Raw genomic sequence first — 26,507 nt, forward strand, 5'->3', positions numbered from 1 at the left:
CAGTGGTGTGCAAAAAGTTGCGCAGTTGCCTGTACGCCATATTTATCAAGGCCTACAGGAATGTGTGCACAGGTTTATCCACATTTGAGTGCGCAACTTCTTGCGCAGTTGACTGGAAAGTCAGGTGACAGGAAGCAGGCCAATACGGGTGATCTCGGGAGGGGCGGAGAATGGGACTCTACGAGAGCCCGCACTCCCGACGAACGGCCATCCGAAGGCTGCCGGGTGCCTGCCGGGAAAAAGCGCCGCCCGCGCGGCGCATCGCGGATAAATCCGCTCAGGGATGGCTTGCACTTTCAGGAACGGTGCGGTCTGCCAGTCAGATGAACACGCGACCCTTGAGGTAGAGCGCCGCCCGGCCGCTGATGATCACCCGGCCATTGCCAGGCACTTCACAATGCAGCTGACCCTTGCGTGCCCCGCCCTGCTCGCAGCTCAGACTGGTCTTGCCCAGGCGTTCGGCCCACAACGGCGCCAGCGAGGTGTGGGCCGAACCCGTGACCGGGTCCTCGTTGACTCCGACCCGCGGGCCGAACCATCGAGTGACGAAATCATAGCCACGACCCGGAGCAGTGACAGCGATACCGCGTACATCGAAGGCTGACAATGCGACGAAATCTGGCTTGAGCGGTTCAAGCAGCGAAGCGTCATCGATCATCAGCACGAAGTCATCACTGCGGTAAAGCTGCCCCGCTACGTTCAGACCCAGGGCTTGCAGCAAACCTGCGGGGGTGTCCACCGCGACCGGCTGCCTGGCCGGAAAGTCCATCGCCAGCAGTCCGTCGGCGCCACGGCTGACCCGCAGTTCGCCGCTGCGGGTATTGAAGCGCAGCACTTGTGCCTGTTCGCCCAATTGCTCGAACAGCACATAGGCCGACGCCAGCGTGGCATGCCCGCACAGATCGACCTCGACCGCCGGGGTGAACCAACGCAGGTCGTACGTCTCGCCATTGCGGACGAAGTAAGCGGTTTCGGATAGGTTGTTCTCTTCGGCAATGCGTTGGAGCCTGTCGTCCGGCAGCCAGCTATCCAGCGGAATCACCGCCGCTGGGTTGCCCCCGAAAGGCTCAGCACTGAAGGCATCGACCTGGAATATCTCGAGTTGCATCAAACACTCCTTGAGGCCCGGTCACCGCCGGGCGGAATCGAAAGCGAAGGTTACTGGCGCACCGGCGTCAGCACGGGCTCGCCGGCAAAGAAGGCCTGCAGGTTGCGCAATACCAGGGACACAGTATCCCGCGCGGCCTCCGGCGACTGGCCAGCTACATGGGGCGTCAGCACGGTGTTGCCGAGGGCCTTGAGCGCATCGGGCACGGCAGGCTCGTCATCGAACACGTCCAGCGCGGCACCGGCGATCTGCCCGCGCTCGAGTGCTGCGACCAAGGCCTGGGTATCCACCACACTGGCACGGGCGATGTTAACCAGGTAGCCCTCGGCCCCCAGCGCCTCCAGCACCTGGGCATCGACCAGGTGTCGGGTAGTGGCGCCCCCCGGCGTGGCGACCACCAAAATGTCCACGTCCCGGGCCAGGCTCAGTGGGCTGTCGAACCAGGCGTAGGGCACGTCCTGGCGAGCCGTGCGGCTGTGGTAGCTGATGCTCATGTCAAAGCCCAGGTGGGCACGCTTGGCAATCGCTTGCCCGACTGCACCGAGACCGAGGATGCCCAGGCGTTTGCCACTGACCGAGGGGCTGATTACCCGGTTCCATTCGCCTCGGCGGGTACCGGCGTCGGCGCGAGGGATATCGCGCAGCAGCGCCAGCAGCATGGCCAAGGTATGGTCGGCGACTGCCGTGGCGTTGGCTCCGGCGCCATTGGTGACGGTAATACCACGCGCGGCGGCGGCGGCCAGGTCGACCTGCTCATAGCCGGCACCGATCACGCAGATGATCCGCAGCTGGTGTAGCGTGTCGATCTCGGCGGCGGTCAAGCCAAGCGGGCCACGGGTGAGTACCGCGTCGATCTCATGGGCATGGTTGGCGATGGCATCGGCACGTAGCGAGGGCGACGGGGCTCGGATCAGCCGATAGCCTGCCTCTTCCAGCAAAGGCAGGTAATCGTCGACGGTCTCCACCAGTACCAGAACTGTTTTGCTCATGCCGCCTCCGAGTTCGTTCGAAGGGGCATTATGCGGAGTTACCGTACAGTACAGTCAATCGATAAATCGAGGTTCAACTGTACTGTAATGGTAGTTTGCCCCAAGGGCCTATTGGGCGAATGCCCTGCCAAGACCGCCGGGCACACCACTGCTGTCGGTTTCCTGCCACGGCCCATCAGGGCTCAGCGACCAGCTCCAGCCCCCATCCCAGCGGTAATAGGTGCGCTGTCTGTAGAAGGTATTAGGTTTTTTCTCTAGCACGTATACACCCAGTTTCGGGTCCCAGTGGCTGGCACCGCCCGGTGGCGGCGCGAAGCTCGCGGAGGTGCGCGGCATCGGTTTGGGTATCGACGCCGGCTTGCTCGGCTGGGTAGACGGTCGACTACCCGGCAATGGCTTTACCGCCGGCCCCTGGTGCGGCGGTGTCTCGATGCGAGGTTCGGGCTGCTCGTACGGCTCGTGCACCGTACACGCAGACAAACCCAGGGCCAGGGTGATCAGGGTCAGGCGGACGGTGCTGTGCATGGCGTGGTTCTCTTACAAATCGGGGCTGTCGATGATCAGGTGCTGGGTAGCCTGGGTGCCTTTGGCCAATGGCGCGCCTTGGCCGATCCACTCGCCGCGGGTCGGTTGGCCGGCACGTGAGACACGGGCAACCAGTTTGACTTCAGCAAAGTCGGACAGTTTCATCTGCGGCATCATCGCATCGGCGTCGGACAACTCCACTTCGATCGGTAACTGCGCGACCGTCACCCGCTTGGCCGCCAGAGGCATCGGTGGGCCGTTCAGGGCACGGGCGAAGATGAACACCGTGTCGTCAGGCTTGACCTTGTCCTTGAGCGCAGCGGCCAGCTCCACACGCACTTTCACCCGTGCTGCCACGGGTGCGGCGGGCTTGCCACCGAGCCGCTCGGCGGCGCGGTCGATGCCGCCCTGCAGAGCCGCGCGCGAGGCATCACCCTCCGGCAACAGGGCAAGCAGTCGCTGCCAGTAGTCGATGGCTTCCTGGTAGCGCTCGCCCTCGAACGCCGCGATGCCTCGCAGGCCCAGGCTGGTCACTTCCTTCGGATCGGCTTGCAGTGCTTCGTCGGTAAGCGCCTGCAATGGCGCGCTCCATTGCTTGTCGGCGGCAAAGTACAGCGCCTGGGCCCACTGGCCGAGCAACTCGGGCTGGCGCCCGGCCAAGGCTACGGCACGCTCGAAGGTACGCGCTGCATCGGCTGGGCGCTGCTCGGCCATATAGGAACGGCCCAGAAAGTACAGGCCCTCGGCAGAGTCTGGCTGGGCCTGGACAGCGCGCTCCAGGCGCGAGGTCATCTCTTGCAGGGTCTTGGGCGCCTCGGCGAACTCCTCGGTCAACTCGACCTTGTCCGCTGCACCAAAGTGCAGGTACAGCCCCAATGCCATTACGGGAACAAGTACCGCCGCCAGCAACGGCAAGGCTTTGCCCAGATAGCCCTGACGCTGCGCCTCGCCACCTTCGGTGTCAGCCAGCAGTTCACGGGCCGCTTCGTCACGCCCACTGGCCAACTGCGCTTCATCGAGCACACCGGCCGCCTGCTGGGCAGCCAGTTCGGCGACCCGTTCCTGATACAGGGCCACGTTCAGTGCGGTACGGTCTTCTTCCTGCTGGCGACGGCGGCCACGCAGGATCGGAATCAGCAAGAAGCCGAGGGCGGCGAGCAGCAGCAGGCCCGCACTAAGCCAGAATTCAGTCATGGGTCTGTTCTTTATCCAGCAGTTTGGCGAGACGCTCGCGTTCTTCGACGGACAGCTCCTTGGCACCCTGCGCGGCAGGGTCGCGGCGTCGACGGACCATCACCGCCAATACCACGAAGCCACCGGCCAGCAGAATCCCAGGGCCAAACCACAGCAGCCAGGTCCGCCCACTGAGCGCCGGCTTATAGCGCACGAAATCGCCATAGCGGTCGACCATGAAGTCAATGATCTGCTGGTTGCTCTTGCCCTCGCCCAGCATGCGGAAGATTTCGCGGCGCAGGTCAGCGGCAATCGGTGCGTTGGAGTCGGCGATGTCCTGGTTCTGGCATTTGGGGCAGCGCAATTCCTTGGTCAGTTGCTGGTAACGCTCGCGCTCTGCCTCATCGCGGAACTGGTAGGTGTCGATGGCCGCCTTGGCCACGCCGGCCAGGCTCATGCCCAGCACGGCGGCTGCAAGCCAGCGCCTCATGGCTTGGCCTCATCGACCAGCCCTTGATACAGCGGCGCCAGTTGCTCACGCCAGACCGTGGCGTCGACGACACCGACGTGCTTGTAGCGGATGATGCCCTGGGCATCGATCAGGAAGGTTTCCGGTGCGCCATACACACCAAGGTCCAGCCCCAGCGTGCCCTGCTGGTCACGGATATCGAGCTGGTAAGGGTTGTGGAACTCCGCCAGCCACTTCTGCGCGGCGGCATTGTCGTCCTTGTAGTTGACCCCATGGATCACCACACCCTGCTGGGCCAGTTGGTTCAGGTACGGGTGCTCGACCTTGCACGATGGGCACCAGGTCGCCCAGACGTTGACCAGCGCCGGGCGGCCAAGCAGATCGGCCTGGGTGAGATTGCGATCGCCTTGCACCGAGGCGAGGGAGAACGCCGGGAACGGCTTGCCGATCATCGCCGAAGGCAGCTCGTCGGGCTTGAGGAACAGCCCCTTGTAGAGAAACACCACCACCAGCAGGAACACCGCCAGGGGTACTACCATGATCCAACGCTTCATGCAGCTGCTCCAGACACGCCCAGGACATCACGCACCCGGGTCTTGACCTTGACGCGGTAACGTCGGTCCAGGGCCGCCAGCAATCCGCCCAGACCGGTCAGCAGACCGCCCAGCCAGATCCAGCGGACGTAAGGCTTGATGTGCACACGCACGGCCCAGGCGCCGTTCTCCAGCGGCTCGCCCAAGGCAACGTACAGGTCACGGGTGAAACCGGCATCGATACCGGCTTCGGTCATCATCGACTGCTGCACGGTATACAGGCGCTTTTCAGGGTGCAGCGTGGTGATCTCGCGGCCCTCGCGGGACACCACCACCGTACCCTTGTCGGAGATGAAGTTAGGGCCCTCGAAGTGCTTGGCGCCCTGGAAAAGGAAGTGATAACCGCCCAGCTCGATGCTCTCGCCCGGAGCCATGCGCAGGTCGCGCTCGGCGCTGTTGTTGCTCGACAGCACCACGCCCAGGGCGCAGACCGCCAGGCCCAGGTGCGCCAGCTGCATGCCCCAATAGCTGCGGCTCAGGCCGCGCATGCCCTTGAACAGGCCTTTGTGACGGGTCTTGTCGACGATATCGCGCAGGCCAGCCAGCACAACCCAGGACGCCAGGGCGAAGGCGCTCAAGGTCGGCCAGTCGAAGTCGTCGACGATCAGGCCCGCAACCGGTGCAAGCACTGCGCTGCCGATCAACACCGGGGTCATCATGCTGACCAGCCACGTGCCAGGGGTGTCCTTCCAACGCACCACCACGCCGACGCCGAGCACCACCATCAGCAACGCCATCAAGGGCAGGAACAAGGCATCGAAGTAAGGGGGGCCGACCGATAGCTTGGCCCCGGTCAGCGCGTCGAGCACCAGGGGGTACAAGGTACCCAGCAGGATCATCGAGGCTGCCACCACCAGAATCAGGTTATTGGCCAACAGCAATGTCTCGCGCGACCATAGGGCAAAGCCGACCTGGCTTTTCACTACCGGTGCGCGCAGGGCGAACAGGGTCAGCGAACCGCCGACCACGCACAGCAGGAAGATCAGGATGAACACGCCTCGGGACGGGTCGGCGGCGAAGGCATGCACCGAGGTCAGCACCCCGGAACGGACCAGGAAGGTTCCCAACAGGCTCAGGGAGAACGCGGCGATGGCCAGCAGTACCGTCCAGCTTTTGAAGACACCACGTTTTTCGGTCACCGCCAGCGAATGGATCAGCGCCGTACCCACCAGCCACGGCATGAACGAGGCATTCTCCACCGGGTCCCAGAACCACCAGCCGCCCCAGCCCAACTCGTAGTAGGCCCACCACGATCCCAGGGTGATACCCACCCCGAGAAACGCCCAGGCAACGATGGTCCAGGGCCGCGACCAGCGTGCCCAGGCCGCATCGAGACGGCCACCCAGCAGAGCGGCAATGGCGAAGGCGAATGCCACCGAGAAGCCGACATAGCCCATGTACAGCATCGGCGGATGGACGATCAGGCCGAAGTCCTGCAGCAACGGGTTGAGGTCGCGTCCGTCGGTCGGCACCTGCGGCAGCAGACGCTGGAAAGGGTTGGAGGTGATGATCAGGAATGACAGGAAACCGACGCTGATCATGCCCATCACCGCCAGTACCCGGGCCAGCATCACGTGCGGCAGTTGCCGCGAGAACACCGATACGGCAAAGGTCCAGCCACCGAGAATCAGCGCCCACAACAGCAACGAGCCCTCATGGGCACCCCACACCGCGCTGAACTTGTAGTACCAGGGCAAGGCACTGTTGGAGTTGCTGGCCACATAGGCGACCGAGAAATTGTCGGTCATGAAGGCGTGGGTCAGGCAGGCGAAAGCGAACGCCAGAAACGCGAACTGCCCCCAGGCCGCCGGGCGCGCCAGGCTCATCCACAGGCTGTCGCCACGCCAGGCCCCCAACAACGGCACACTGGCCTGCACGACGGCGAAGCAGATCGCCAGGATCATCGACAATTGTCCCAGCTCAGGGATCACCAACGCCGCATTCATGGCTTGGACTCCGCACCAGTGGCGGCCTGGCCGCTTTCCTTCAGTGCCTTGGTGACTTCCGGCGGCATGTATTTCTCATCGTGCTTGGCCAACACCTCGTCGGCCACCACCACACCGTCGGCATTGAGCTTGCCCAGGGCAACGATGCCCTGCCCTTCGCGGAACAGGTCAGGCAGGATGCCGCGGTAGGTGATCGGCACCGACTTGTTGAAATCGGTGACCACGAAACGTACGTCCAGCGAGTCGGACGAACGCTGCACCGAGCCTTTTTCCACCATGCCACCGGCACGGATGCGTGTGTCCAGCGGTGCTTCACCGTTGGCGATCTGGGTCGGTGTATAGAACAGGTTGATGTTCTGCTGCAGGGCGCTCAAGGCAAAGCCGACGGCAACGCCGACACCGGCCAGCAGGCCGAGGATAAGCAACAGGCGTTTCTTGCGCTGCGGATTCACTGGTTGTTCTCCCGGCGCAGACGGCGCGCCTCTTCTTGCAGGTAGCGGCGACGGGCCAGCAAGGGCATGGCGACATTGACCGCCAGCACCGCCATGCAGATGCCGTATGCCGACCAGACGTACAGGGCATGATGACCCATGGCGAGGAAGTCGCCGAATGAAGCAAAGCTCATCACGCCACCCTCCGACCCAGGCTGTTCAGGACTTCTTCACGTACCCAACTGGCCCGCGCCTCGCGCTTGAGCACTTCCAGGCGCATGCGCAGCAGCAGCACGGCACCGAAGAAGCAGTAGAAGCCCAGCGCCGTGAGCAACAGGGGCAACCACATCTCGGCGGGCATCGCCGGTTTTTCCGTCAGGGTGAAGGTGGCGCCCTGGTGCAGGGTGTTCCACCACTCCACCGAGTACTTGATGATCGGGATGTTCACCACTCCGACAATGGCCAGCACCGCGCACGCCTTGGCCGCGCTGTCACGGTTACTGATCGCCTGGCCGAGGGCGATGATGCCGAAGTACAGGAACAGCAGGATGAGCATCGACGTCAGCCGCGCATCCCACACCCACCAGCTACCCCAGGTCGGCTTGCCCCAGATGGCCCCAGTAACCAGCGCCACGGCGGTCATCCAGGCGCCAATGGGGGCTGCGCACTGCAGCGCGACATCGGCCAGCTTCATCTTCCACACCAGCCCCACTACCCCGGCCACTGCCAACAGCACGTAGCAGGACTGCGCCAGCATGGCCGCCGGTACATGGATATAGATGATGCGGAAGCTGTTGCCTTGCTGGTAATCCTGCGGGGCGAAGGCCAATCCCCAGATCACGCCGGTGACCAGCAGCAAGATGGCGGAGACGGTCAGCCACGGCAGCATTCGACCGCTGATGGCATAGAACCATTTTGGGGAGCCCAGCTTGTGGAACCACGTCCAGCTTATTTTCATCAGGGTACATCCAGGGTATTTGCCGGGCTTGAAAGCCCGGGACTCGTTATTCGCCGACGCTGATCTTGAGGCCGGCGGCGATCGCAAAGGGTGCCAATGTCACTGCCAGGGCAGTCAGGCTGGCAAGCCAGAGCAGATGGCCGGTTGCCGGCATATTCTGCAACGCCGCTTGCAACGCACCACTGCCCAGGATCAATACTGGGATATACAACGGAAGAATCAGCAACGCCAGCAGCAAACCACCTCGCTTGAGCCCGACGGTCAAGGCAGCCCCCACCGCGCCCAGCAGGCTCAGCACGGGAGTACCCAGCAGCAGAGAACCCAGCAGCACCGGCAGGCAGTGGCTCGGCAGGCCAAGCATCAACGCCAGCAGTGGCGCCAACAATACCAGCGCCAACCCAGAAAAGATCCAGTGCGCCAGTACCTTGGCCAGCACCAGCATGGCCAGGGGATGCGGCGACAACACCCATTGCTCCAGCGAGCCATCCTCGAAATCGCTGCGGAACAGGCCATCGAGCGACAGCAACACCGCCAGCAGCGCCGCGACCCAGACCAGACCTGGCGACAAGGTTTGCAACAATTGACTTTCAGGGCCTACCGCCAGCGGAAACAGCGCCACGACGATGGCGAAGAACACCAGCGGGTTGGCCAGCTCGGCCGGGCGGCGAAACAGCAGACGCGCTTCTCGGCGCAACAACAGGATGAATACACTCATGCCGCCCATTGCCCCAGGTTCAGTTCTCGGTAGCCGGAGGGTTTGCGCTCCAGGGTGTGGTGAGTGGTGAGCACCACTGTACCGCCCTGCTCGCAATGGGCCGCAAGGTGCGCCTCCAGTTGCGCCACGCCCTGCTTGTCCAAAGCCGTGAAGGGTTCGTCGAGAATCCACAGCGCTGGGCTGTCGAGGTACAACCGGGCCAGGGCCACCCGCCGCTGCTGCCCTGCGGACAGGGTATGGCAGGGCACGTCTTCGAAACCGCGCAGGCCGACGGCCTCCAGCGCATTCCAGATGGCCTCCTCGCTGGCCGGTCGGTGCAAGGCGCACAACCAGGTGAGGTTTTCCTCGGCGGTCAGCAGGTCCTTGATACCAGCGGCGTGACCAATCCACAACAGAATGCTGGCCAAGGCATGGCGCTGCTCGGCCAATGGCTTGCCACCCAGCAGAATCTGCCCGGCAGTAGGCTGCATCAGCCCGGCCAGCAGGCGCAGCAGGCTGGTCTTACCGCTGCCGTTGGGGCCGCTGATCTGCAGCATGTCGCCAGGCCGCAGTTCGAAATGCAGGTGCTCGAACAGCAGGCGCAGGTCGCGCTCGCAGGCAAGGCCCACGGCTTGGAGGTGAAGGGTCACAGGTTCGCCTTATCCAGTTTCGGGATCCTGTTCGGTGTCGTCTTCTTCACGGGTGAACCCGCGATGGAGACGACACCGAACCTGACCCCGGAGTCTCAAGTCGCCCGCCTCGCTGCCGTTATACTGGCAGTGGCGGACGAGCGGCATTATTACATGCGGCGCCTCGCTGCCAAGAGGGCGGGTTCGACAGGTTGTATACAATCATGACTGAAATCAATAGTCTCGGCACACAAACCGCGATCAACCCGCAAGCGATCAAAGCGGCCATGACCGGCGAACTGCTGAGCCTGCTGCAAGCCCAGCCGGGGTTGCTCAAGCCAGGCGAGACCGCGCAGGCCGAGGTGGTTTCGTTGCGCCAGGTGGGCCAGGACTTCCAACTGGTGCTGCGCATTCTTCAGGCCAACGGCAACCAGACCCAGGTGCAGGCCAGCGCCAGCCAGCCACTGCCTCAGGGCAGCCAGATCACCGTGAGCCAGCCAGAGAGCAATCGCCTGGCGGTGATGGTGCAGCAGGCCAGTGCCAGCAATATCGCCACCCTCACCCGCCTGGACACCAGCAAGGTGCCGGTCGGTACTCTGCTGCAAGGCAAGGTGCTGACCAATCAGCCCTTGCCACAGGCTCCGGGTCAGACGGCCAACTTCCGCTCGCTGGTGAGCCTGCTCAACAGTGCCCAGGCCGGGGCCACCCTGACCATCGACAGCCCTCGCCCGCTACCGGTGGGCAGCCTGCTGAGCGCGCTGGTGCAGGGTGACCAGTCGCTGAAGTTCGTACCCCTGAGCGGTCGTCAGGATCAACTGAGCATTGCCCAGCAACTCGTCACCCAGCAAAGCCGCCAGGCCTCGTTGCCAGGCCTGCTCAACGCCTTGCAGCAGATCACCCGCGACGCTGGCAGCAATGGCGAGGTACGCGCCATCGCCGAGCGCGTGCTGGCCAACTTGCCTGAAGTGCGTCAGCTCGGGGATGTGAAAGCCATCGCCCAGGCGCTGGGCAACAGCGGCGCCTTTCTTGAAGCGAAACTGCTAAGCGGGCAGCCCGCCGGCGTGGCCACGGACCTCAAGGCGCAACTGGTCAGGCTGGTGGCGCAAGCCTCCGCGCAAGCGCCCATCGCGCCTTCGACCAGCGCCTCGACACTGGCCCAGGTCATGCCCGCCGTCGCCCGTGGTGCCCTGGGCATGCTTGAGCGTGTCACGCCAAAACCGCCACCTGGGGCCTTTCCGCTGCCTTCTCGGCTGATGCAGGCGATGGAGGACGAAAGCGACCTGCAACAGCTGCTACGCCTGGCCGCAGCCGCCATCTCGCGAGTGCAGAGCCATGCACTGAGCAGCCTGCAACAAACCGGCAACCTGGAAAATGGCAACCTGCAGACCACCTGGCAGACTGAAATCCCGGTTCGTCACGGCCAGGAGTTCATTCCTTTGCAGGTGAAGCTGCAACGCGAGGAAACCCCACAGCAGCAAGCCGACCGCCAGCGCGAGCCGCAGCCCCTGGGTGAAGCCTTGTGGCGTATCGAGCTGGCCTTCGACCTTGCCCCATTGGGGCCCTTGCAGGTTCAGGCCCAACTGAGCCGGGGCCGGCTTTGCGGGCAATTGTGGGCAGAACGTGAGCGGACCGCCCAGCTGATCGACAGTCAACTGGGTGAGCTGCGCGCGCGCCTTCTGGCGCGTGGCGTGGATGTCGGCGACCTGGAGTGCCACCCGGGCATTCCACCGCACGGGCCACGTACCCGCGTCGAACAACGTTGGGTGGACGAAACCGCATGAGCTACCCGCAACCACGCCAGGCTATCGCTCTGAGCTATGACGGCCAAAACGCCCCTACCCTCAGCGCCAAGGGCGAAGACGAACTGGCCGAGGCCATTCTCGCCCTGGCCCGCGAACACGAAGTACCGATCTACGAGAACGCCGAACTGGTGCGCCTGCTGGCACGCCTGGAGTTGGGCGAGCAGATTCCCGAGGCACTGTACCTGACGATCGCTGAGATCATCGCCTTTGCCTGGCAGCTGCGCGGCAAGGTGCCCTATGGTTTCGACGATTCTCCTCCGGGCGAGCGTGACGTGACCGAAGTGCTGCCGGGCCTGCCTGCTCCAGGCCACTGAGTTGTCGGGCAAGCATTATCTACCGTTGCGCTGGCGCTGAGTCGGTCGATGCTATGGCTTTTCACAGCCACGGAGATCGACATGCCCAGCTCTCGGATCAACACTGCCGGCGTCCAGTTCGTACGCGACCATCTGGCCACTGTTCCTCGACCCGATCGCGAGGCCAGCCGCGCGATTGGCGACTGGCTATCGGCACAAGGTGTGGACCTCGACCCTGATCAGGTCGATGTGGTAACGCTGCATGTCCATCCAGATGGCGTCGCCAGTTACCAGGCCGTTGTCGTGCAATGCATAAGCCTCACTCAGGCCGTGCTGATGAACTGGCAAGGCGAGACCAACAACGATTTTTTCGGTGGGCTGTTCAACCAGCCGTGGGCCGGCAAGCTTCCTGGCGATGGCCCGATTACTATCGTCGATCGGTTACCAGCGCAACCCTTGACCGATAACGGCGCGTGGTACCAGGTGTTCAACGGCCTGTTCAGGCGCACCACACCCGCCCGTTACGACCACTCGACACTGCTCGACGTGCGTGCCGAAGCACTGCAACGTCACATCGAGGCGCTGGATTTCCACAGTCGCTACACGGCATTGCTGGATGCGTACTGGCGGGACCATCTGCCAGGCTACCGCCTGTGCTGCAAACTCAATTTCATCGCCGCCTGCAACAAGCAGATTGCTGAAGGCAGCCTCAGCGATGCAGCACGCAAGCTCGCCTGGCGCGCCGCAGGCCTGATTCCCCGTGGCAAGGGCTTGCGCCTGAGCACCTTGAACATCTATGGCTATGCCGCCACCGACCTGCTGTACCTCAACGACGCCAGCTCCGACCTGACCCTGCTCTATGCACCCGGCAACAGCTCGCCTCTGCTGGAGTTCGCCAGTGAAGAGCTGCTCAAGGACTGGGTGGGCCAGCAGTGCAGGAATGCCGCCAGCCGCCAGGCCCTGAAACGACACTTTCGCTTGGCCGATGGCCCTCAAGGTATCGACTTCAGCGGCCTGGACACCGCTCTGGAAGGGCTGGGGGTCTACCCGCTCGACCACAGGCTTCCCCCGGAACATGGTTACTTCAACGATGACGGTCGCTGGCCGCCGCGCACCTACGTCAACTACCGACCAGGCAAGTACAACCCGAGGATCACCGGCGACCTGTTCCATGCGCTGGCCGAGCGCCAGCGTCAACGCACTTATGACGATGCCGATTTCATCATCACCAGCAACGCTGAGGTGACCAAGTCCAAATGGGCCAGTTACCTGAACGCCACCCTCAACCTCGTAGCCCCCCTCACTTTCGTGGTGCCAGGGCTGGCGCCCCTGCTGGCTGTAGGGGGCATCGTGCAAGTTGCCCTGGGCCTGGACCAGGCTATCAACGGCAAATCCCTGAGGGCCAAGCAAGCGGGTATCGGCAGCGTGGCCTGGGGATTGTTGAACGCAGCGCCCGCGTTGGCGCATGCAGCGTCCCAGGGTGGCAAGCTGTTCAGTTTTAAGGCGGGCGACTTCGTGAGTCCGGTACGGATCAACGAACAGTGGGGATATCCGCTCAGCCCCATGGACCCGCCTCACCTGCCAGAACTGGATGTCGCGCCGTTCTTCGAGGCTGACCGAGCGCGTGCAGAGGAGATACCTGCAGCAGAGGTCTTCCCGGTCGGTCGTTCGGTGGACTGGGGAACCAAGACACAAACGATCACTGGCAGCTATGCAGTCGATGGCTACCTGGTGGAGCTCGACCTTGTCTACGATATCGAGTTCGACGTGTTCGTTGAAAAAAGCGAACTGAACAGGGTCGAGCCAACCGTCTATGAAGCCCGCCCAGGCGAGCCGTTGGTGCGTCGCGTGATGCCCGGCCCGCGCCAGGTGAGCGATGAAATGCGCATGGCGACGCTGCGTGGACTTGGCGTAGACCTGCAGTTGCCATTGCACATCCCTGTTGCGCCGCGTGGCATACGAGCAATTCCCAAGACAGTGTCATCCTTGTGGGTCGGCAACAAGTCGATCGCCCCGGAGCTGGTGGAGAACCTGGCCAGAAACGCGAGGCGTTTGAAAAACACTCAATACCGGTACCGCCTGTACCTTTCCAATGCCCACCCGCAGGTCTATCAACAAAACCTTCGCCAGCTAGCCGAGAAAGCCCCTGGCTTACAGGTGGAACCGCTCGAGGAGCAGCCGTTTTTCCATTCGTTCAGCGCCAGCAAGTATTACCAGCAGTATCAAGCCGCATTGGATGGCAATGGCGGTGTCGCCACCAACTACAGCTCAGCCTCGGACGTGCTGCGCTATCCCATGCTGTACCAGGAAGGTGGTCTCTACATGGATGTCGATGATGAACTGCTCAAGGCCGGAGGGCAGCGTTTGGGGTGCATAGGCTTCGACACATGCATCGCCGAGTCGGTGGATGATGTCGAGCTCGCCACTACCGATGATGGGTTGTTGCTGCACTCTCCCCTGAGCAACCAGCTGCTGGACATGGAACTTCAATTCAACACCAGCATGATCGGAAGCCACCCTGGCAACCCGACGCTGCTGGCCATGTCCGAGGAGATGCATGCCCGCTACCAGCGCGATCCTGACTTCTACCGAGTCAGGCCGGATCGCGTCCAGGATCCAGAGGCGTTCCACGATTACACGCGTCGCCTTAGTCAGCTTACCGGGCCGGGGATGATGAACGATGTAATCGACCGTTTGCTGCCGGACCTCTACCGCCTGCGGCAAATCGAAAGGCTGATGAAACTGCCGATCATCAATGGCGGTGCATACGTCGACACGCAGAGCTGGATCGCAGCCGAACACACTCTGACGCCCCTTGGCAGGATCGCGCGGGTCGGCAGCGCGCAATCCTGGATCAGCCACTGAACTAAGAAGGCGACCCCACGGCCGCCTCCCTGTATCACTCGGTGCGGTGCAACTTGCTCATCAACTCCGCCTCGGCCTGGGTCAGCCCGCAGGTCTCGGTCAACTCGGCAACGCTCGCCCCCATGCCCACCAGCTTGGCGGCCTGGGTGAAGGTGACGTTGCTGGGATCACGCTGCTCCAGCCGCTCCAGCCGGTCAGGCAGGGTCGCCACGGCCGCACGGATTTCGTGGATCGCTTCGCCCATGCGCACGGTGACGTTCTGGTAATCGTCCAGGCGCTTGGCCAGGTCCTTGATGCGCTGGTCGCGCAGTGCATCGCCCTGGGCCTGCTGGGCAGCCAGTTCACGCTGACGCTTGCTGTAGTTGACGAAGAACCACAGGCTCAACGCCCAGAGCAGCGCCAGGAAGATGACAGCAACCTCGAAAATCAACTCAGATGTTCTCCAGCTCGGACCACTCTTCCTCGGTCATCATCTTGTCCAGCTCGACCAGAATCAGCAGTTCGCCGTTCTTGTTGCATACGCCCTGGATGAACTTGGCCGACTCTTCATTACCGACGTTTGGCGCGGTTTCGATTTCAGACTGGCGCAGGTAGACCACTTCGGCAACGCTATCGACAAGAATGCCGACCACCTGCTTGTCGGCCTCGATGATCACGATACGGGTGTTGTCGGTGACCTCGGTAGGCATCAGGCCGAAGCGCTGACGGGTGTCGATCACCGTCACCACGTTGCCGCGCAGGTTGATGATACCCAGTACGTAGCTCGGGGCACCTGGCACCGGGGCGATCTCGGTGTAGCGCAGGACTTCCTGCACCTGCATGACGTTGATGCCGTAGGACTCGTTATCCAGACGGAAGGTTACCCACTGCAGAATCGGATCTTCAGAACCCTGTGCGGACGACTTTTTCATTCCCCTACCCCTCGAAATCCGCCAACGGCGGTGTGTTCTGTCATTTATGTTTAGCGTGCATCTGCTTCACGGCGCCGCTGGCGATCAACTCAGCCAGTTCGGCGACGTCGAGCAAAGCACACATGTGTTCGATCACCGTGCCAGCCAGCCAGGGGCGCTGGCCACGTTGGCTGCGCCACTTGATTTCGGCCGGGTCCAGACGCAGGGAACGGCTGACCTGGTGCACGGCCAACCCCCATTCGTAGCCCTGGACGGAAATCACGTACTGCAGGCCCTGACGGAAATCATCGCGGTAGCGATCAGGCATCACCCAGCGTGCGGTATCCAGCACCTTGAGGTTGCCCGCCTGGCAGCTGAGGATCCCGAGGAACCAGTCCGGCTGGCCGAACAACGGCGTCAACTCCTGACCGGCCAGGCTGTAGATCGAGCCTAGGCAGACAAGGGGTACCGCCAAGGTCAAGCCGGCCACGTCGAACAGCAAGCACTCGAACGGCTCGGCCGCCCAGGCGGGTCTTCCGTCGAGGGTGGCAGGTGGTACGGGCAGGTTCGGCGCTGGCAGATGCACATCGACCAACGGTGCCACCGGCTCGACGGCCGACTCGGTCAGGACCGGAACGCTGGCTTCGGCCACCACTTCGGTCTCGACCACGGTGACAACCGGCGCCTCGACCGGCAAAACCGTTGGCAAGACCTTGGCCTTCGGCTCGGCGAATGGCCTGGGGGCGACGCTGGCTAGCGCTGCTGGTGCCGGCTGCTGCCGCGCATCCCGGGCCTGCTCCTCGCGTACGGCAGCGGCGAATTCGTCGCTGGGCTGCGCGTCGGCCACCTTGGCGGCCGGCGCTTCGTGAATGTCTTCTACCTCGGTGGCTTCCTGCAGCAGGCCATCAAGATAGGATTGCAGGGCCAGTTGTGGCCGGGTGCTGACTGGCTGGGCATGTTGCGTCATCAGGCCACCTGCAATGCGGATTTGTAGGTCAGCAAGTGCTTGAGCAGTGCCCGGTAGGCGATAACGCCGCGGCTCTTGCCATCGAACTGCGAAGGCGTGACGCCATTGCGGCTGGCATCGCGCAGGCGCGTATCGACCGGGATATAGCCTTGCCAGACATGCTCCCCGTAGGTATCGCGCAGCAGTTTGAGGGTACCCAGCGAAGCTTGGGTACGACGGTCGAACAGGGTCGGCACGATCTGATAGGGCAAGGCTTGCTTACGTGAGCGGTTGACCATCGCCAAGGTACCGATCATCCGCTCCAGGCCCTTGACGGCCAAAAATTCGGTCTGCACTGGAACGACCAGTTGCTGGCTCGCGGCCAGGGCGTTGACCATCAGCACGCCGAGCAAGGGCGGGCTGTCGATCAAGGCAAAGTCGAAATCCTGCCACAGCTGCGCCAGACTCTTGGCGATGACCAGGCCCAGGCCACTCTGCCCCGGCGACTGGCGCTCCAGCACCGCCAGCGCGGTGCTCGATGGCAGCAGCGAAATACGCTCGTCGCTGGTCGGCAGCAGCAATTGCCCCGGAAGCCCCTCAGGCACCGTGCCCTTGTGCAAGAACAGGTCGTAGCAGCTGTGCTCCAGCGCATCGGGGTTGTGCCCGAAGTAACTGGTCATCGAGCCGTGCGGGTCGAGGTCGACCACGACCACGCGCTTGCCCGCCTCGGCCAGAAGGCCGGCCAGGGCAATGGTGCTGGTGGTCTTGCCGACGCCACCTTTTTGATTGGCTACTGCCCAGACTCTCATAGGACAACTCTAGACTCATTGATGCCGCAGAAACCCCGTGGAAGCCGGCTCGCCGGCTCCTACAGGGCTAGCGGTGACAGAGAATTGACGATTCACTGCCCCGCCGCCGTTACTGGTGTTGCCGGTGCACTTTGTGTGCCAGCGCGGCGCAATGCAGCGTCCGGCGTGGCGTTGGCGCTGCCTGAACCGGTCAGGCTGCGACGCACTTCAAGGTTGCGGGAAATCACCAATACCACCCGACGATTACGCGCACGCCCCTCGGCGGTGTCGTTGGTGGCCACAGGCTGATACTCGCCATAGCCTACCGAGGCCATGCGTGCGGGATTGACGCCTTCCATGGCCAACAGCCGGACGATGCTGGCCGCCCGGGCCGACGACAGTTCCCAGTTGGTCGGGTATTGCGCGGTACGGATCGGCTGGTTGTCGGTGAAGCCCTCGACATGCACCGGGTTGGCGAACGGTTTGAGGATGCGCCCCACCTTCTCGATGATGTCGAAGGCCTTGTCGCTGGGCATGGCATCGCCACTGCCGAACAGCAGCGAGGAGTTCAGCTCGATCTCCACCCACAGTTCGTTGCCGCGCACCGTCATCTGGTCGGACTTGATCAAGTCGCCAAACGCATCACGCACATCGTCGCTGATGGTCTTGAGCGGGTCGCTGTTGGTCTGCGCGAGGCCCGCATCGGTCTGCTCGCTGTCTTTGATCAGCGGTTCGGCAGGCTTGACGCTCAGCGGTTGCTCGTCGCCGATGGGGATCGGCTTCATGCTCCGCTCAGGGTCGTTGAACACCCCCAGCAACGCTTGCGAGATGACCTTGTACTTGCCCTCGTTGATCGAGGAAATCGAATACATGACCACGAAGAAAGCGAACAGCAAGGTGATGAAGTCGGCGTATGACACCAACCAGCGTTCGTGATTCTCGTGTTCCTCGGTATGACGACGGCGACGCATGGGTTACTCCATGAAGCCTTGCAGCTTCAGCTCGATGGAGCGTGGGTTTTCACCTTCGGCAATCGACAGCAAGCCTTCGAGCAGCATCTCGCGATAGCGCGACTGACGCATGACGATGGACTTGAGCTTGTTGGCGATCGGCAACAGGATCAGGTTGGCGCTGGCCACACCGTAGATCGTCGCGACGAACGCGACCGCGATGCCATTGCCCAGCTGCGACGGGTCGGCCAAGTTGCCCATTACATGGATCAGGCCCATCACCGCACCGATGATACCGATGGTCGGCGCATAGCCACCCATGCTTTCGTAGACCTTGGCGGCCTGGATATCGCGGCTTTCCTGGGTTAGGAAGTCCACCTCCAGGATGCTGCGGATCGACTCGGGCTCGGCGCCATCCACCAACAGCTGCAACCCTTTGCGGGCATAAGGGTCCGGCTCGGCATCAGCCACGCCTTCCAGGCCCAGCAGGCCCTCCTTGCGCGCGGTCAGGCTCCAGTTCACCACACGGTCGATACCGCCAGGCAGGTCGACCCGAGGCGGGAAGAAAATCCAGCGCAGGATCTGCAGCGCCCGCTTGAATGCCGACAATGGCGACTGCAGCAACGCCGCCGCCAGGGTGCCGCCCAACACGATCAGCGCCGCCGGGCCGTTGAGCAGGGCACCAACATGGCCACCTTCGAGGAAGTTACCGCCGACAATGGCGACGAAGGCCAGGATCAGGCCGATCAGGCTTAGAACATCCATCAGACGCAGGCCTCGACCAAGTGCTTGCCGATCTCATCCAGGCTGTACACCGCATCAGCCAGATTGGCCTTGACGATGGCCATTGGCATGCCATAGATCACGCAGCTGGCTTCATCCTGGGCCCACACCGTGCTGCCGCCCTGCTTGAGCAGGCGCGCCCCTTCGCGACCGTCGGCACCCATGCCGGTGAGCACCACGGAGAGCACCTTGTCGCCATAGGACTTGGCCGCCGAACCGAAGGTGATGTCCACGCAGGGCTTGTAGTTCAGACGCTCGTCGCCCGGCAGGATCTTCACCGTGCCACGTCCGTCGATCATCATCTGCTTGCCGCCTGGGGCCAGCAGAGCCAGGCCTGGGCGCAGCATGTCGCCGTCCTCGGCCTCTTTGACGCTGATCTTGCACAGCTTGTCCAGACGTTCGGCGAACGCCTTGGTGAAGGCGGCCGGCATGTGCTGGATCAGCACGATCGGTGCCGGGAAGCTGGCCGGCAGCTGGGTCAACACCCGCTGCAGCGCGACCGGTCCACCGGTGGAGGTGCCGATGGCGACCAGCTTGTAGGGCTTGCGCTTGGGCGCTGGCGAATGGGCAGCTGCGGGTGCCGTCGCGGCTGGACGGACTGGCGCAGCGGGACGTGCCGGCGTGGGGCTGGCAAGACTGCTGGTTGGCGCGTGGCCAATGGCTGCTGGGGCTGGCGCGGTGACCGGCACCTGGCTTGCGTAGCTGCCAAGGCGGCGGTTGCTGCGCGAGATGGTATGGACCTTCTCGCAGAGCAGTTGCTTGACCTTTTCCGGATTGCGGGAAATGTCTTCGAAATTCTTCGGCAGGTAATCCACCGCGCCAGCATCCAGCGCGTCGAGGGTAACCCGGGCGCCTTCGTGGGTCAGCGAGGAGAACATCAACACCGGCGTCGGGCAACGCTGCATGATGTGCCGTACCGCGGTGATGCCATCCATCATGGGCATTTCATAGTCCATGGTGATGACATCGGGTTTGAGCGCCAGTGCCTGGTCGATCGCTTCCCTGCCGTTGGTCGCGGTACCGACGACCTGGATCGTCGGGTCCGCCGAAAGGATTTCCGAAACGCGGCGGCGGAAGAAACCGGAATCATCCACCACCAGGACCTTGACTGCCATAAACACTCCATTAGGTGGCGCAACCGCCAGGCGGCGCCACCGAAATCAATAACGCCGGGCGGCGTAACGCTTGAGCATGCTCGGAACGTCGAGAATCAGCGCAATGCGCCCGTCACCGGTGATGGTGGCACCGGACATGCCCGGTGTGCCCTGCAGCATCTTGCCCAGCGGCTTGATCACCACCTCTTCCTGGCCCACCAACTGGTCGACCACGAAGCCGATACGTTGAGTACCGACCGAAAGAATCACCACATGGCCTTCGCGCTGCTCCTCGTGCACCTGGTCCTGGACCAGCCAGCGCTTGAGGTAGAACAGCGGCAATGCCTTGTCGCGCACGATCACCACTTCCTGGCCGTCGACCACGTTGGTACGCGACAGGTCGAGGTGGAAGATCTCGTTGACGTTGACCAACGGGAAGGCGAACGCCTGGTTGCCCAGCATCACCATCAGGGTCGGCATGATCGCCAGGGTCAGCGGCACCTTGATGACGATCTTCGAGCCCTGGCCCTTGGCCGAGAAGATGTTGATCGAGCCGTTGAGCTGGGAAATCTTGGTCTTCACCACGTCCATGCCCACGCCACGGCCGGACACGTCGGAGATCTCGGTCTTGGTCGAGAAGCCTGGGGCGAAGATCAGGTTGTAGCAGTCCGATTCGCTCAGGCGATCGGCCGCGTCTTTGTCCATCAGGCCCTTTTCCACGGCCTTGGCACGCAGGATGCTCGGGTCCATGCCCTTGCCGTCATCGGAAATCGACAGCAGGATGTGGTCGCCTTCCTGCTCGGCGGACAACACCACCCGGCCGGTCCGGGCCTTGCCTGCGGCCTCGCGTTCGTCGGGCATTTCCACGCCGTGGTCGACGGCGTTGCGCACCAGGTGCACCAACGGATCGGCCAGGGCCTCGACCAGGTTCTTGTCCAGGTCGGTCTCTTCGCCGACCAGCTCCAGGTTGATCTCTTTCTTGAGCTGGCGAGCCAGGTCACGGACCAGGCGCGGGAAGCGGCCGAAGACTTTCTTGATCGGCTGCATGCGGGTTTTCATGACCGCGGTCTGCAAGTCGGCGGTGACCACGTCGAGGTTCGACACGGCCTTGGACATGGCTTCGTCGCCGCTATTGAGGCCCAGGCGCACCAAGCGGTTACGCACCAGTACCAGTTCGCCGACCATGTTCATGATCTCGTCCAGACGCGCCGTGTCGACCCGCACGGTGGTCTCCGCTTCGCTGGCCGCATGCTTGTCGGCGGCAGGCGCTGGGCTGCGGGCAGGGGCTGCAGGCTTGGCGGCCGCCGCAGGTGCAGCGACGGGCGCAGCAGCCGGGGCCGGCTTGGCTGCCGGCTGGCTCTCGGCCTTGGCCGCTACCGGCGCTGCGACAGCGGCAGGTGCCTCTGCGGCGACGCTTTCACCCGAGAACTTGCCTTTGCCGTGCAACTGATCGAGCAGCGCTTCGAACTCGTGTTCGCTGATCTCGTCACCGCTGGCAGTTGCCGATGCCGCTGGGGGCTGGGCTGCGGGCGCGGCTGCCGAAGGCAAAGCGTCGGCCTGGAACGAGCCTTTGCCGTGCAACTGATCGAGCAGCGACTCGAATTCTTCGTCGGTGATTTCATCGCTCGCCGGTGCGCTGGCCGCCGCTTGCGGCTCGGCGGCGGCGAGCTCGGGCGAGAACTGGCCCTTGCCGTGCAACTGATCGAGCAACGATTCGAATTCGGCATCGGTGATTTCATCGCCACTGCCGGTCAGCGTTTCGCCCTGCAGCTGCTCGGAAGCGGCCTCGGCCTGGGCTTTCACGGCATCGAGCGAGTCGAGCAGTTGTTCGAATTCGGTGTCGGTGATATCGGCTTCGGCGACGGCCTGTTCGGCCACCGGCGCGGCTTCGACCACCGGCGCGGCGACCTCGGCCCCGGCCGGCTCGGCCAAGCGCGAGAGCGCCGCCAGCAGTTCAGGCGTGGCTGGCGTGATCTCGCTGCGCTCGCGCACCTGGCCGAACATGCTGTTGACCGTGTCCAGGGCTTCCAGGACCACGTCCATCAGTTCCGCATCGACCCGGCGCTCACCTTTGCGCAGGATGTCGAACACGTTCTCCGCGATATGGCAGCACTCCACCAGCTCATTGAGCTGAAGGAAGCCGGCGCCCCCTTTTACAGTGTGAAAACCGCGAAAGATCGCATTGAGCAGGTCAGCATCGTCAGGCCGGCTTTCCAGCTCGACCAATTGCTCGGACAGTTGCTCAAGAATTTCGCCGGCTTCTACCAGGAAATCCTGAAGGATTTCTTCATCGGCGCCGAAGCTCATTAAACGTGCTCCCTAAAAACCCAGACTGGACAGCAGATCATCGACATCGTCCTGACCGGACACGACGTCTTCACGCTTATCGGCATGAATCTGCGGACCTTCACCCCGGGTTGGATGTTTTTCTTGATCTTTTTCAGCGCGCAGCTGCTGGTGGTCATGTTCGATACCGGCAAAACGGTCGACCTGACTGGCCATCAGCACGAGCTTGAGCAGATTGCTTTCTACTTCGGTGACCAGCGCGGTTACCCGCTTGATCACCTGGCCGGTCAGGTCCTGATAGTCCTGAGCCAGCAAGATATCGTTGAGGTGGCCGGCGACCTTGCGGTTCCCGTCGGCGCTATGCGTCAGGAAACTGTCGACGCGCTTGACCAGCTCACGAAACTCCGGTGCTGCCACCTCGCGGCGCATGAACCGTTGCCAGTCAACGCTCAGGGCCTGGGCCTCGGCGGACAGCTCGTTGAGTACCGGCGTGCTCTGCTCCACCAGGTCCATGGTGCGGTTGGCCGCACCCTCGGTGAGTTTGACCACGTAGGACAGGCGCTCGGTGGCGTCGGTGATCTGCGAGACCTCCTCGGCCTGCGGCATGCGCGGGTCGATCTGGAAGCTGACGATCGCGCTGTGCAGCTCGCGGGTGAGCTTGCCGACTTCCTGATACAAGCCACGGTCGCGGGTCTGGTTCAGCTGATGGATCAGCTGCACCGCATCGCCGAAACGTCCCCGTTCCAGGCTCTCGACCAACTCCTCGGCATGTTTCTTCAGGGTCGATTCGAACTCGCCCAAAGACGTATGTGATGGTTCCATGGCGCCCCCCTTACGTGCCTCAGCCGTTAACGCGCTCGAAGATTTTCTCGATCTTTTCCTTGAGCACTTGGGCAGTGAAAGGCTTGACCACGTAGCCATTGACGCCGGCCTGGGCCGCTTCGATGATCTGGTCGCGCTTGGCTTCGGCGGTCACCATCAGCACCGGCATACCCTTGAGGCGATCATGGGCGCGCACTTTGCGCAACAGGTCGATTCCGGACATGCCCGGCATGTTCCAGTCGGTCACCAGGAAATCGTAATGGCCACTTTCGAGCATCGGCAGCGCCGTGGTGCCGTCGTCGGCTTCATCGGTATTGGTGAAACCCAGATCACGCAACAGGTTCTTGATGATCCGCCGCATCGTCGAAAAGTCGTCAACGATGAGGATTTTCATGTCTTTGTTCAATTAGACCTCCAAGCAGTCTCAAACGCGCTCGGCCCCGAGCACGCATTCAATCAATTCGGTACAACGTGAAACGACTGCAACGACCCCAGGCTCAACGTGCCCGCCATTCCCCAAGACGACTGCGCAGGCGCGCCGCGCATTGGCTGTGCAGCTGGCTGACACGCGATTCGCTGACCCCAAGCACCTCACCGATTTCCTTGAGGTTCAGCTCTTCGTCGTAGTACAGCGCCAGCACCAGCCGCTCACGCTCCGGCAAGTTGGCGATCGCATCGGTCAGGGCAGCCTGGAAGCGTTCGTCCTCCAGATCGCGCGACGGCTCGATCTGGCCGCTGGCGCCATCCTCGTGCAACCCTTCGTGCTCGCCGTCCTGCAACAGGTCGTCGAAGCTGAACAGGCGACTGCCCAGGGTATCGTTCAAAATCCCGTAGTAATCATCGAGACTCAATTGAAGTTCGGCAGCAACTTCGTGATCTTTAGCGTCGCGACCTGTTCTGGCTTCAACAGACCGCATCGCGTCACTGACCATGCGCGTGTTTCGGTGCACGGAACGCGGCGCCCAATCGCCCTTGCGCACCTCGTCGAGCATCGCGCCACGGATTCGAATACCCGCATAGGTTTCGAAGCTTGCGCCCTTGCTGGCGTCGTATTTGTTGGCCACTTCCAGGAGGCCGATCATGCCGGCCTGGATCAGGTCCTCCACCTGGACATTGGCTGGCAGACGGGCCAGCAGGTGGTAGGCGATGCGTTTGACCAGTGGCGCATACCGCTCCACCAGTTCGTACTGGGCATCCTTGGACGCCCTGCTGTACATCTTGAAACCGCTCGCGTTCATAGGACCGGCCCTGCGCTGGTGGGCTGCACCAGACGCTCGACGAAGAATTCCAGGTGCCCGCGGGGGTTGGCCGGCAGCGGCCAGCTGTCGACCTTCTGCGCAATGGCCTTGAACGCCAGGGCGCACTTGGACCGCGGGAAGGCTTCATACACGGCGCGCTGTTTCTGAACTGCCTTGCGCACGCATTCGTCATACGGCACGGCGCCGACGTATTGTAGGGCGACGTCAAGGAAGCGATCGGTGACCTTGGTCAACTTGGCGAACAGATTGCGCCCTTCCTGCGGGCTCTGCGCCATGTTGGCCAGCACACGGAAACGGTTCATGCCGTAGTCACGGTTGAGCAGCTTGATCAGCGCGTAGGCGTCGGTGATCGAGGTCGGCTCGTCACACACCACCAGCAGCACTTCCTGGGCGGCGCGCACGAAGCTGACTACCGAGTCACCAATACCCGCAGCAGTGTCGATCACCAGCACGTCGAGGTTGTCGCCGATCTCGCTGAATGCCTGGATAAGCCCTGCATGCTGGGCAGGCGCCAGGTGCACCATGCTCTGCGTGCCTGAGGCCGCTGGCACGATCCGCACACCGCCTGGGCCTTGCAGCAGGACATCGCGCAGCTCGCAACGCCCCTCGATCACATCGGCCAGGGTGCGCTTGGGCGTCAGGCCCAGCAGTACGTCGACATTGGCAAGGCCCAGGTCGGCGTCCAGCAGCATGACCCGCCGACCAAGCTCAGCCAGCGCCAGGGACAGGTTCACTGAAACGTTAGTCTTGCCGACGCCACCTTTGCCACCGGTTACGGCGATCACCTGTACGGGATGCATGCTACCCATGTCTGTTGTTTACCTTGTCTCGCTTGGACCCAAACCCCACGGGAGGCAATTCTGCTGGCCCCTTGGTGTAGGTACTGTGCACACGCTGCATCATCAACCCGCTCGCCGAGGGTTGTGATAGAGATCAGCGAACATGTCGGCCATGGCCTCTTCGCTGGGCTCGTCCTGCAACTGCACACTGACCGCGCGGCTGACCAACTGGTGCGCGCGCGGCAGGTGCAGGTCGTCAGGAATGCGCGGGCCATCGGTAAGGTAGGCCACGGGCAGTTCATGACTGATGGCAAGGCTCAGCACATCACCGAGGCTGGCCGTTTCATCGAGTTTGGTCAGGATACAACCGGCCAGCCCGCAGCGCTTGTAGCTGTGGTAGGCGGCGGTCAGCACCTGCTTCTGGCTGGTGGTTGCCAATACCAGGTAGTTCTTGGCGGCAATGCCACGACCGGCCAGGGTTTCCAGTTGCATGCGCAGGGCCGGGTCGCTGGCTTGCAGGCCGGCGGTGTCGATCAACACCACGCGCTTGCGCAACAGCGGCTCCAGCGCCTGGGCCAGCGACTGGCCTGGATCGACGTAGGTCACCGGTACATTGAGGATACGACCCAAGGTCTTGAGCTGCTCCTGCGCGCCGATACGGAAGCTGTCCATGCTCACCAGCGCCAGGTTCTGCGGGCCGTACTTGAGCACGTAGCGGGCGGCCAGCTTGGCCAGGGTGGTGGTCTTGCCCATGCCGGCCGGGCCGACCATGGCGATGACACCGCCCTCCTCGATCGGCTCGACCTCGGGCACTTCGATCATCCGTGCCAAGTGCGCCAGCAGCATGCGCCAAGCCTGGCGCGGCTCTTCGATTTCGCCCGTCAGATCCAGCAGCTCGCGAGCGATCGGACCGGACAGGCCAATACGCTGCAGTCGACGCCAGAGGTTGGCCTGCTGCGGCTTGCTGCCCTGCAACTGGCTCCAGGCCAGCGAGCCAAGCTGCACTTCCAGCAGCTCGCGCAGCCCCGACAGCTCCGAGCGCATGGCATCGAACAAACGCGGGTCGACCGGCGCCGGCGCAGGTGCCGCGGCAGGGGCCGGCATGTCGACGTGAGGCTCGATCAAAGGCTCCGAGGCAGTCAACGACTGCCCGGCGAACAATTGGCGATTGCCTTCGGCTGTGTCATCACGGTTGTCCAGCTCAGCCTGGACGTTGGCAATGCGCGACTGGGTCTTGCGCAGCTCTTGCTCAAGCTCGGCATTGGGCACACGCGGAGCCAGGGCCGACAGTTTGTAGTCCAGCGCAGCCGTCAGTTCGACACCACCGGCAATACGGCGGTTACCGATGATGGCGGCATCGGAGCCAAGCTCATCCCGGACCAGCTTCATGGCCTGACGCATATCGGCGGCGAAAAAACGCTTAACTTGCATAACC

28 protein-coding genes are annotated in these 26,507 nt (G+C 63.0%); 3 read left to right on the forward strand and 25 right to left on the reverse strand.

Annotation, left to right across the window (positions count from 1 at the left end; genetic code table 11):
- Window positions 1–319: 319 nt before the first annotated feature.
- From VXM67_RS18885 to ccmA, 12 genes are all read right to left on the reverse strand, one after another.
- Window positions 320–1,108 carry a PhzF family phenazine biosynthesis protein gene (locus VXM67_RS18885; RefSeq protein ID WP_023381486.1) on the reverse strand — a complete coding sequence of 263 codons (789 nt, stop codon included), beginning with the start codon at window positions 1,106–1,108 and terminating at the stop codon, window positions 320–322.
- A 50-nt stretch (window positions 1,109–1,158) separates the two neighbouring features.
- On the reverse strand, window positions 1,159–2,097 hold the full coding sequence (locus tag VXM67_RS18890; RefSeq protein ID WP_027908251.1) for a 2-hydroxyacid dehydrogenase: 939 nt from the start codon (window positions 2,095–2,097) through the stop codon (window positions 1,159–1,161).
- A gap of 108 nt (window positions 2,098–2,205) precedes the next feature.
- Window positions 2,206–2,622: a hypothetical protein gene (locus VXM67_RS18895; RefSeq protein ID WP_023381488.1), complete on the reverse strand. Its 417-nt coding sequence runs from the start codon at window positions 2,620–2,622 to the stop codon at window positions 2,206–2,208.
- Window positions 2,623–2,634: 12 nt separating this feature from the next.
- Entirely contained in the window at window positions 2,635–3,816 is a 1,182-nt protein-coding gene (gene ccmI / locus VXM67_RS18900; protein WP_023381489.1) for a c-type cytochrome biogenesis protein CcmI, read from the reverse strand.
- A complete protein-coding gene (locus tag VXM67_RS18905) occupies window positions 3,809–4,285 on the reverse strand; it encodes a cytochrome c-type biogenesis protein (protein WP_023381490.1) in 477 nt (158 codons plus the stop codon). Before VXM67_RS18905 ends, ccmI begins: the two co-directional genes overlap by 8 nt.
- Complete coding sequence (locus VXM67_RS18910; protein ID WP_027908250.1) at window positions 4,282–4,818, reverse strand: DsbE family thiol:disulfide interchange protein; 537 nt, start codon at window positions 4,816–4,818, stop codon at window positions 4,282–4,284. Before VXM67_RS18910 ends, VXM67_RS18905 begins: the two co-directional genes overlap by 4 nt.
- On the reverse strand, window positions 4,815–6,788 hold the full coding sequence (locus tag VXM67_RS18915; RefSeq protein WP_209439672.1) for a heme lyase CcmF/NrfE family subunit: 1,974 nt from the start codon (window positions 6,786–6,788) through the stop codon (window positions 4,815–4,817). Before VXM67_RS18915 ends, VXM67_RS18910 begins: the two co-directional genes overlap by 4 nt.
- A gap of 11 nt (window positions 6,789–6,799) precedes the next feature.
- The gene (ccmE, locus tag VXM67_RS18920; protein ID WP_023381493.1) at window positions 6,800–7,255 is read right to left on the reverse strand and encodes a cytochrome c maturation protein CcmE; all 456 of its coding nucleotides are present in this window, start codon (window positions 7,253–7,255) and stop codon (window positions 6,800–6,802) included.
- A complete protein-coding gene (gene ccmD, locus VXM67_RS18925; RefSeq protein ID WP_023381494.1) occupies window positions 7,252–7,428 on the reverse strand; it encodes a heme exporter protein CcmD in 177 nt (58 codons plus the stop codon). The genes ccmE and ccmD overlap by 4 nt, the downstream gene beginning before the upstream one ends.
- Complete coding sequence (locus tag VXM67_RS18930) at window positions 7,428–8,192, reverse strand: heme ABC transporter permease (RefSeq protein ID WP_023381495.1); 765 nt, start codon at window positions 8,190–8,192, stop codon at window positions 7,428–7,430. Before VXM67_RS18930 ends, ccmD begins: the two co-directional genes overlap by 1 nt.
- Window positions 8,193–8,238: 46 nt before the next feature.
- On the reverse strand, window positions 8,239–8,907 hold the full coding sequence (gene ccmB, locus VXM67_RS18935; RefSeq protein ID WP_008096270.1) for a heme exporter protein CcmB: 669 nt from the start codon (window positions 8,905–8,907) through the stop codon (window positions 8,239–8,241).
- Window positions 8,904–9,536: a cytochrome c biogenesis heme-transporting ATPase CcmA gene (gene ccmA, locus VXM67_RS18940; RefSeq protein WP_023381496.1), complete on the reverse strand. Its 633-nt coding sequence runs from the start codon at window positions 9,534–9,536 to the stop codon at window positions 8,904–8,906. Before ccmA ends, ccmB begins: the two co-directional genes overlap by 4 nt.
- 203 nt (window positions 9,537–9,739) lie before the next feature.
- Between ccmA and VXM67_RS18945 the strand changes: the two genes are divergently transcribed.
- The 3 genes from VXM67_RS18945 to VXM67_RS18955 all read left to right on the forward strand — a co-directional run bounded on the left by VXM67_RS18945 (window position 9,740) and on the right by VXM67_RS18955 (window position 14,475).
- Window positions 9,740–11,296 carry a flagellar hook-length control protein FliK gene (locus VXM67_RS18945; RefSeq protein WP_023381498.1) on the forward strand — a complete coding sequence of 519 codons (1,557 nt, stop codon included), beginning with the start codon at window positions 9,740–9,742 and terminating at the stop codon, window positions 11,294–11,296.
- Window positions 11,293–11,631, forward strand: a complete 339-nt coding sequence (locus tag VXM67_RS18950) for an EscU/YscU/HrcU family type III secretion system export apparatus switch protein (protein ID WP_023381499.1) — start codon at window positions 11,293–11,295, stop codon at window positions 11,629–11,631. Before VXM67_RS18945 ends, VXM67_RS18950 begins: the two co-directional genes overlap by 4 nt.
- A gap of 81 nt (window positions 11,632–11,712) precedes the next feature.
- A complete protein-coding gene (locus VXM67_RS18955; protein ID WP_367237286.1) occupies window positions 11,713–14,475 on the forward strand; it encodes a DUF6543 domain-containing protein in 2,763 nt (920 codons plus the stop codon).
- Between the two features lie 34 nt (window positions 14,476–14,509).
- Here the strand turns inward: VXM67_RS18955 and VXM67_RS18960 are convergent, their stop codons facing one another.
- The 13 genes from VXM67_RS18960 to flhF all read right to left on the reverse strand — a co-directional run bounded on the left by VXM67_RS18960 (window position 14,510) and on the right by flhF (window position 26,503).
- The gene (locus VXM67_RS18960; RefSeq protein ID WP_023381501.1) at window positions 14,510–14,905 is read right to left on the reverse strand and encodes a DUF2802 domain-containing protein; all 396 of its coding nucleotides are present in this window, start codon (window positions 14,903–14,905) and stop codon (window positions 14,510–14,512) included.
- A 1-nt stretch (window position 14,906) separates the two neighbouring features.
- A complete protein-coding gene (locus tag VXM67_RS18965) occupies window positions 14,907–15,386 on the reverse strand; it encodes a chemotaxis protein CheW (RefSeq protein WP_003254393.1) in 480 nt (159 codons plus the stop codon).
- 40 nt (window positions 15,387–15,426) lie between these two features.
- Complete coding sequence (locus VXM67_RS18970) at window positions 15,427–16,332, reverse strand: CheW domain-containing protein (protein WP_023381502.1); 906 nt, start codon at window positions 16,330–16,332, stop codon at window positions 15,427–15,429.
- On the reverse strand, window positions 16,332–17,120 hold the full coding sequence (locus VXM67_RS18975; RefSeq protein ID WP_023381503.1) for a ParA family protein: 789 nt from the start codon (window positions 17,118–17,120) through the stop codon (window positions 16,332–16,334). Before VXM67_RS18975 ends, VXM67_RS18970 begins: the two co-directional genes overlap by 1 nt.
- Window positions 17,121–17,212: 92 nt before the next feature.
- A complete protein-coding gene (gene motD, locus VXM67_RS18980; RefSeq protein WP_023381504.1) occupies window positions 17,213–18,070 on the reverse strand; it encodes a flagellar motor protein MotD in 858 nt (285 codons plus the stop codon).
- 3 nt (window positions 18,071–18,073) lie between these two features.
- Window positions 18,074–18,814 (reverse strand): flagellar motor protein, encoded by a 741-nt coding sequence (locus VXM67_RS18985; protein WP_023381505.1) that lies wholly within the window; start codon window positions 18,812–18,814, stop codon window positions 18,074–18,076.
- Entirely contained in the window at window positions 18,814–19,947 is a 1,134-nt protein-coding gene (locus tag VXM67_RS18990; RefSeq protein WP_023381506.1) for a chemotaxis response regulator protein-glutamate methylesterase, read from the reverse strand. Before VXM67_RS18990 ends, VXM67_RS18985 begins: the two co-directional genes overlap by 1 nt.
- Before the next feature lie 45 nt (window positions 19,948–19,992).
- A complete protein-coding gene (locus VXM67_RS18995; protein WP_027908244.1) occupies window positions 19,993–22,233 on the reverse strand; it encodes a chemotaxis protein CheA in 2,241 nt (746 codons plus the stop codon).
- A gap of 12 nt (window positions 22,234–22,245) precedes the next feature.
- Entirely contained in the window at window positions 22,246–23,034 is a 789-nt protein-coding gene (locus VXM67_RS19000) for a protein phosphatase CheZ (RefSeq protein ID WP_023381508.1), read from the reverse strand.
- Window positions 23,035–23,053: 19 nt separating this feature from the next.
- Window positions 23,054–23,428, reverse strand: coding sequence for a chemotaxis response regulator CheY (locus VXM67_RS19005; protein ID WP_104881405.1), 375 nt, complete (start codon window positions 23,426–23,428; stop codon window positions 23,054–23,056).
- A 103-nt stretch (window positions 23,429–23,531) separates the two neighbouring features.
- Complete coding sequence (fliA, locus tag VXM67_RS19010) at window positions 23,532–24,272, reverse strand: RNA polymerase sigma factor FliA (RefSeq protein WP_023381510.1); 741 nt, start codon at window positions 24,270–24,272, stop codon at window positions 23,532–23,534.
- Entirely contained in the window at window positions 24,269–25,102 is an 834-nt protein-coding gene (gene fleN / locus VXM67_RS19015) for a flagellar synthesis regulator FleN (RefSeq protein ID WP_016393812.1), read from the reverse strand. The genes fliA and fleN overlap by 4 nt, the downstream gene beginning before the upstream one ends.
- Window positions 25,103–25,195: 93 nt before the next feature.
- Complete coding sequence (gene flhF / locus VXM67_RS19020; RefSeq protein ID WP_023381511.1) at window positions 25,196–26,503, reverse strand: flagellar biosynthesis protein FlhF; 1,308 nt, start codon at window positions 26,501–26,503, stop codon at window positions 25,196–25,198.
- Between the last annotated feature and the right edge of the window lie 4 nt (window positions 26,504–26,507).

The organism is Pseudomonas sp. Rh2 (genome assembly GCF_040762985.1).
GTDB lineage: Bacteria > Pseudomonadota > Gammaproteobacteria > Pseudomonadales > Pseudomonadaceae > Aquipseudomonas > Aquipseudomonas taiwanensis.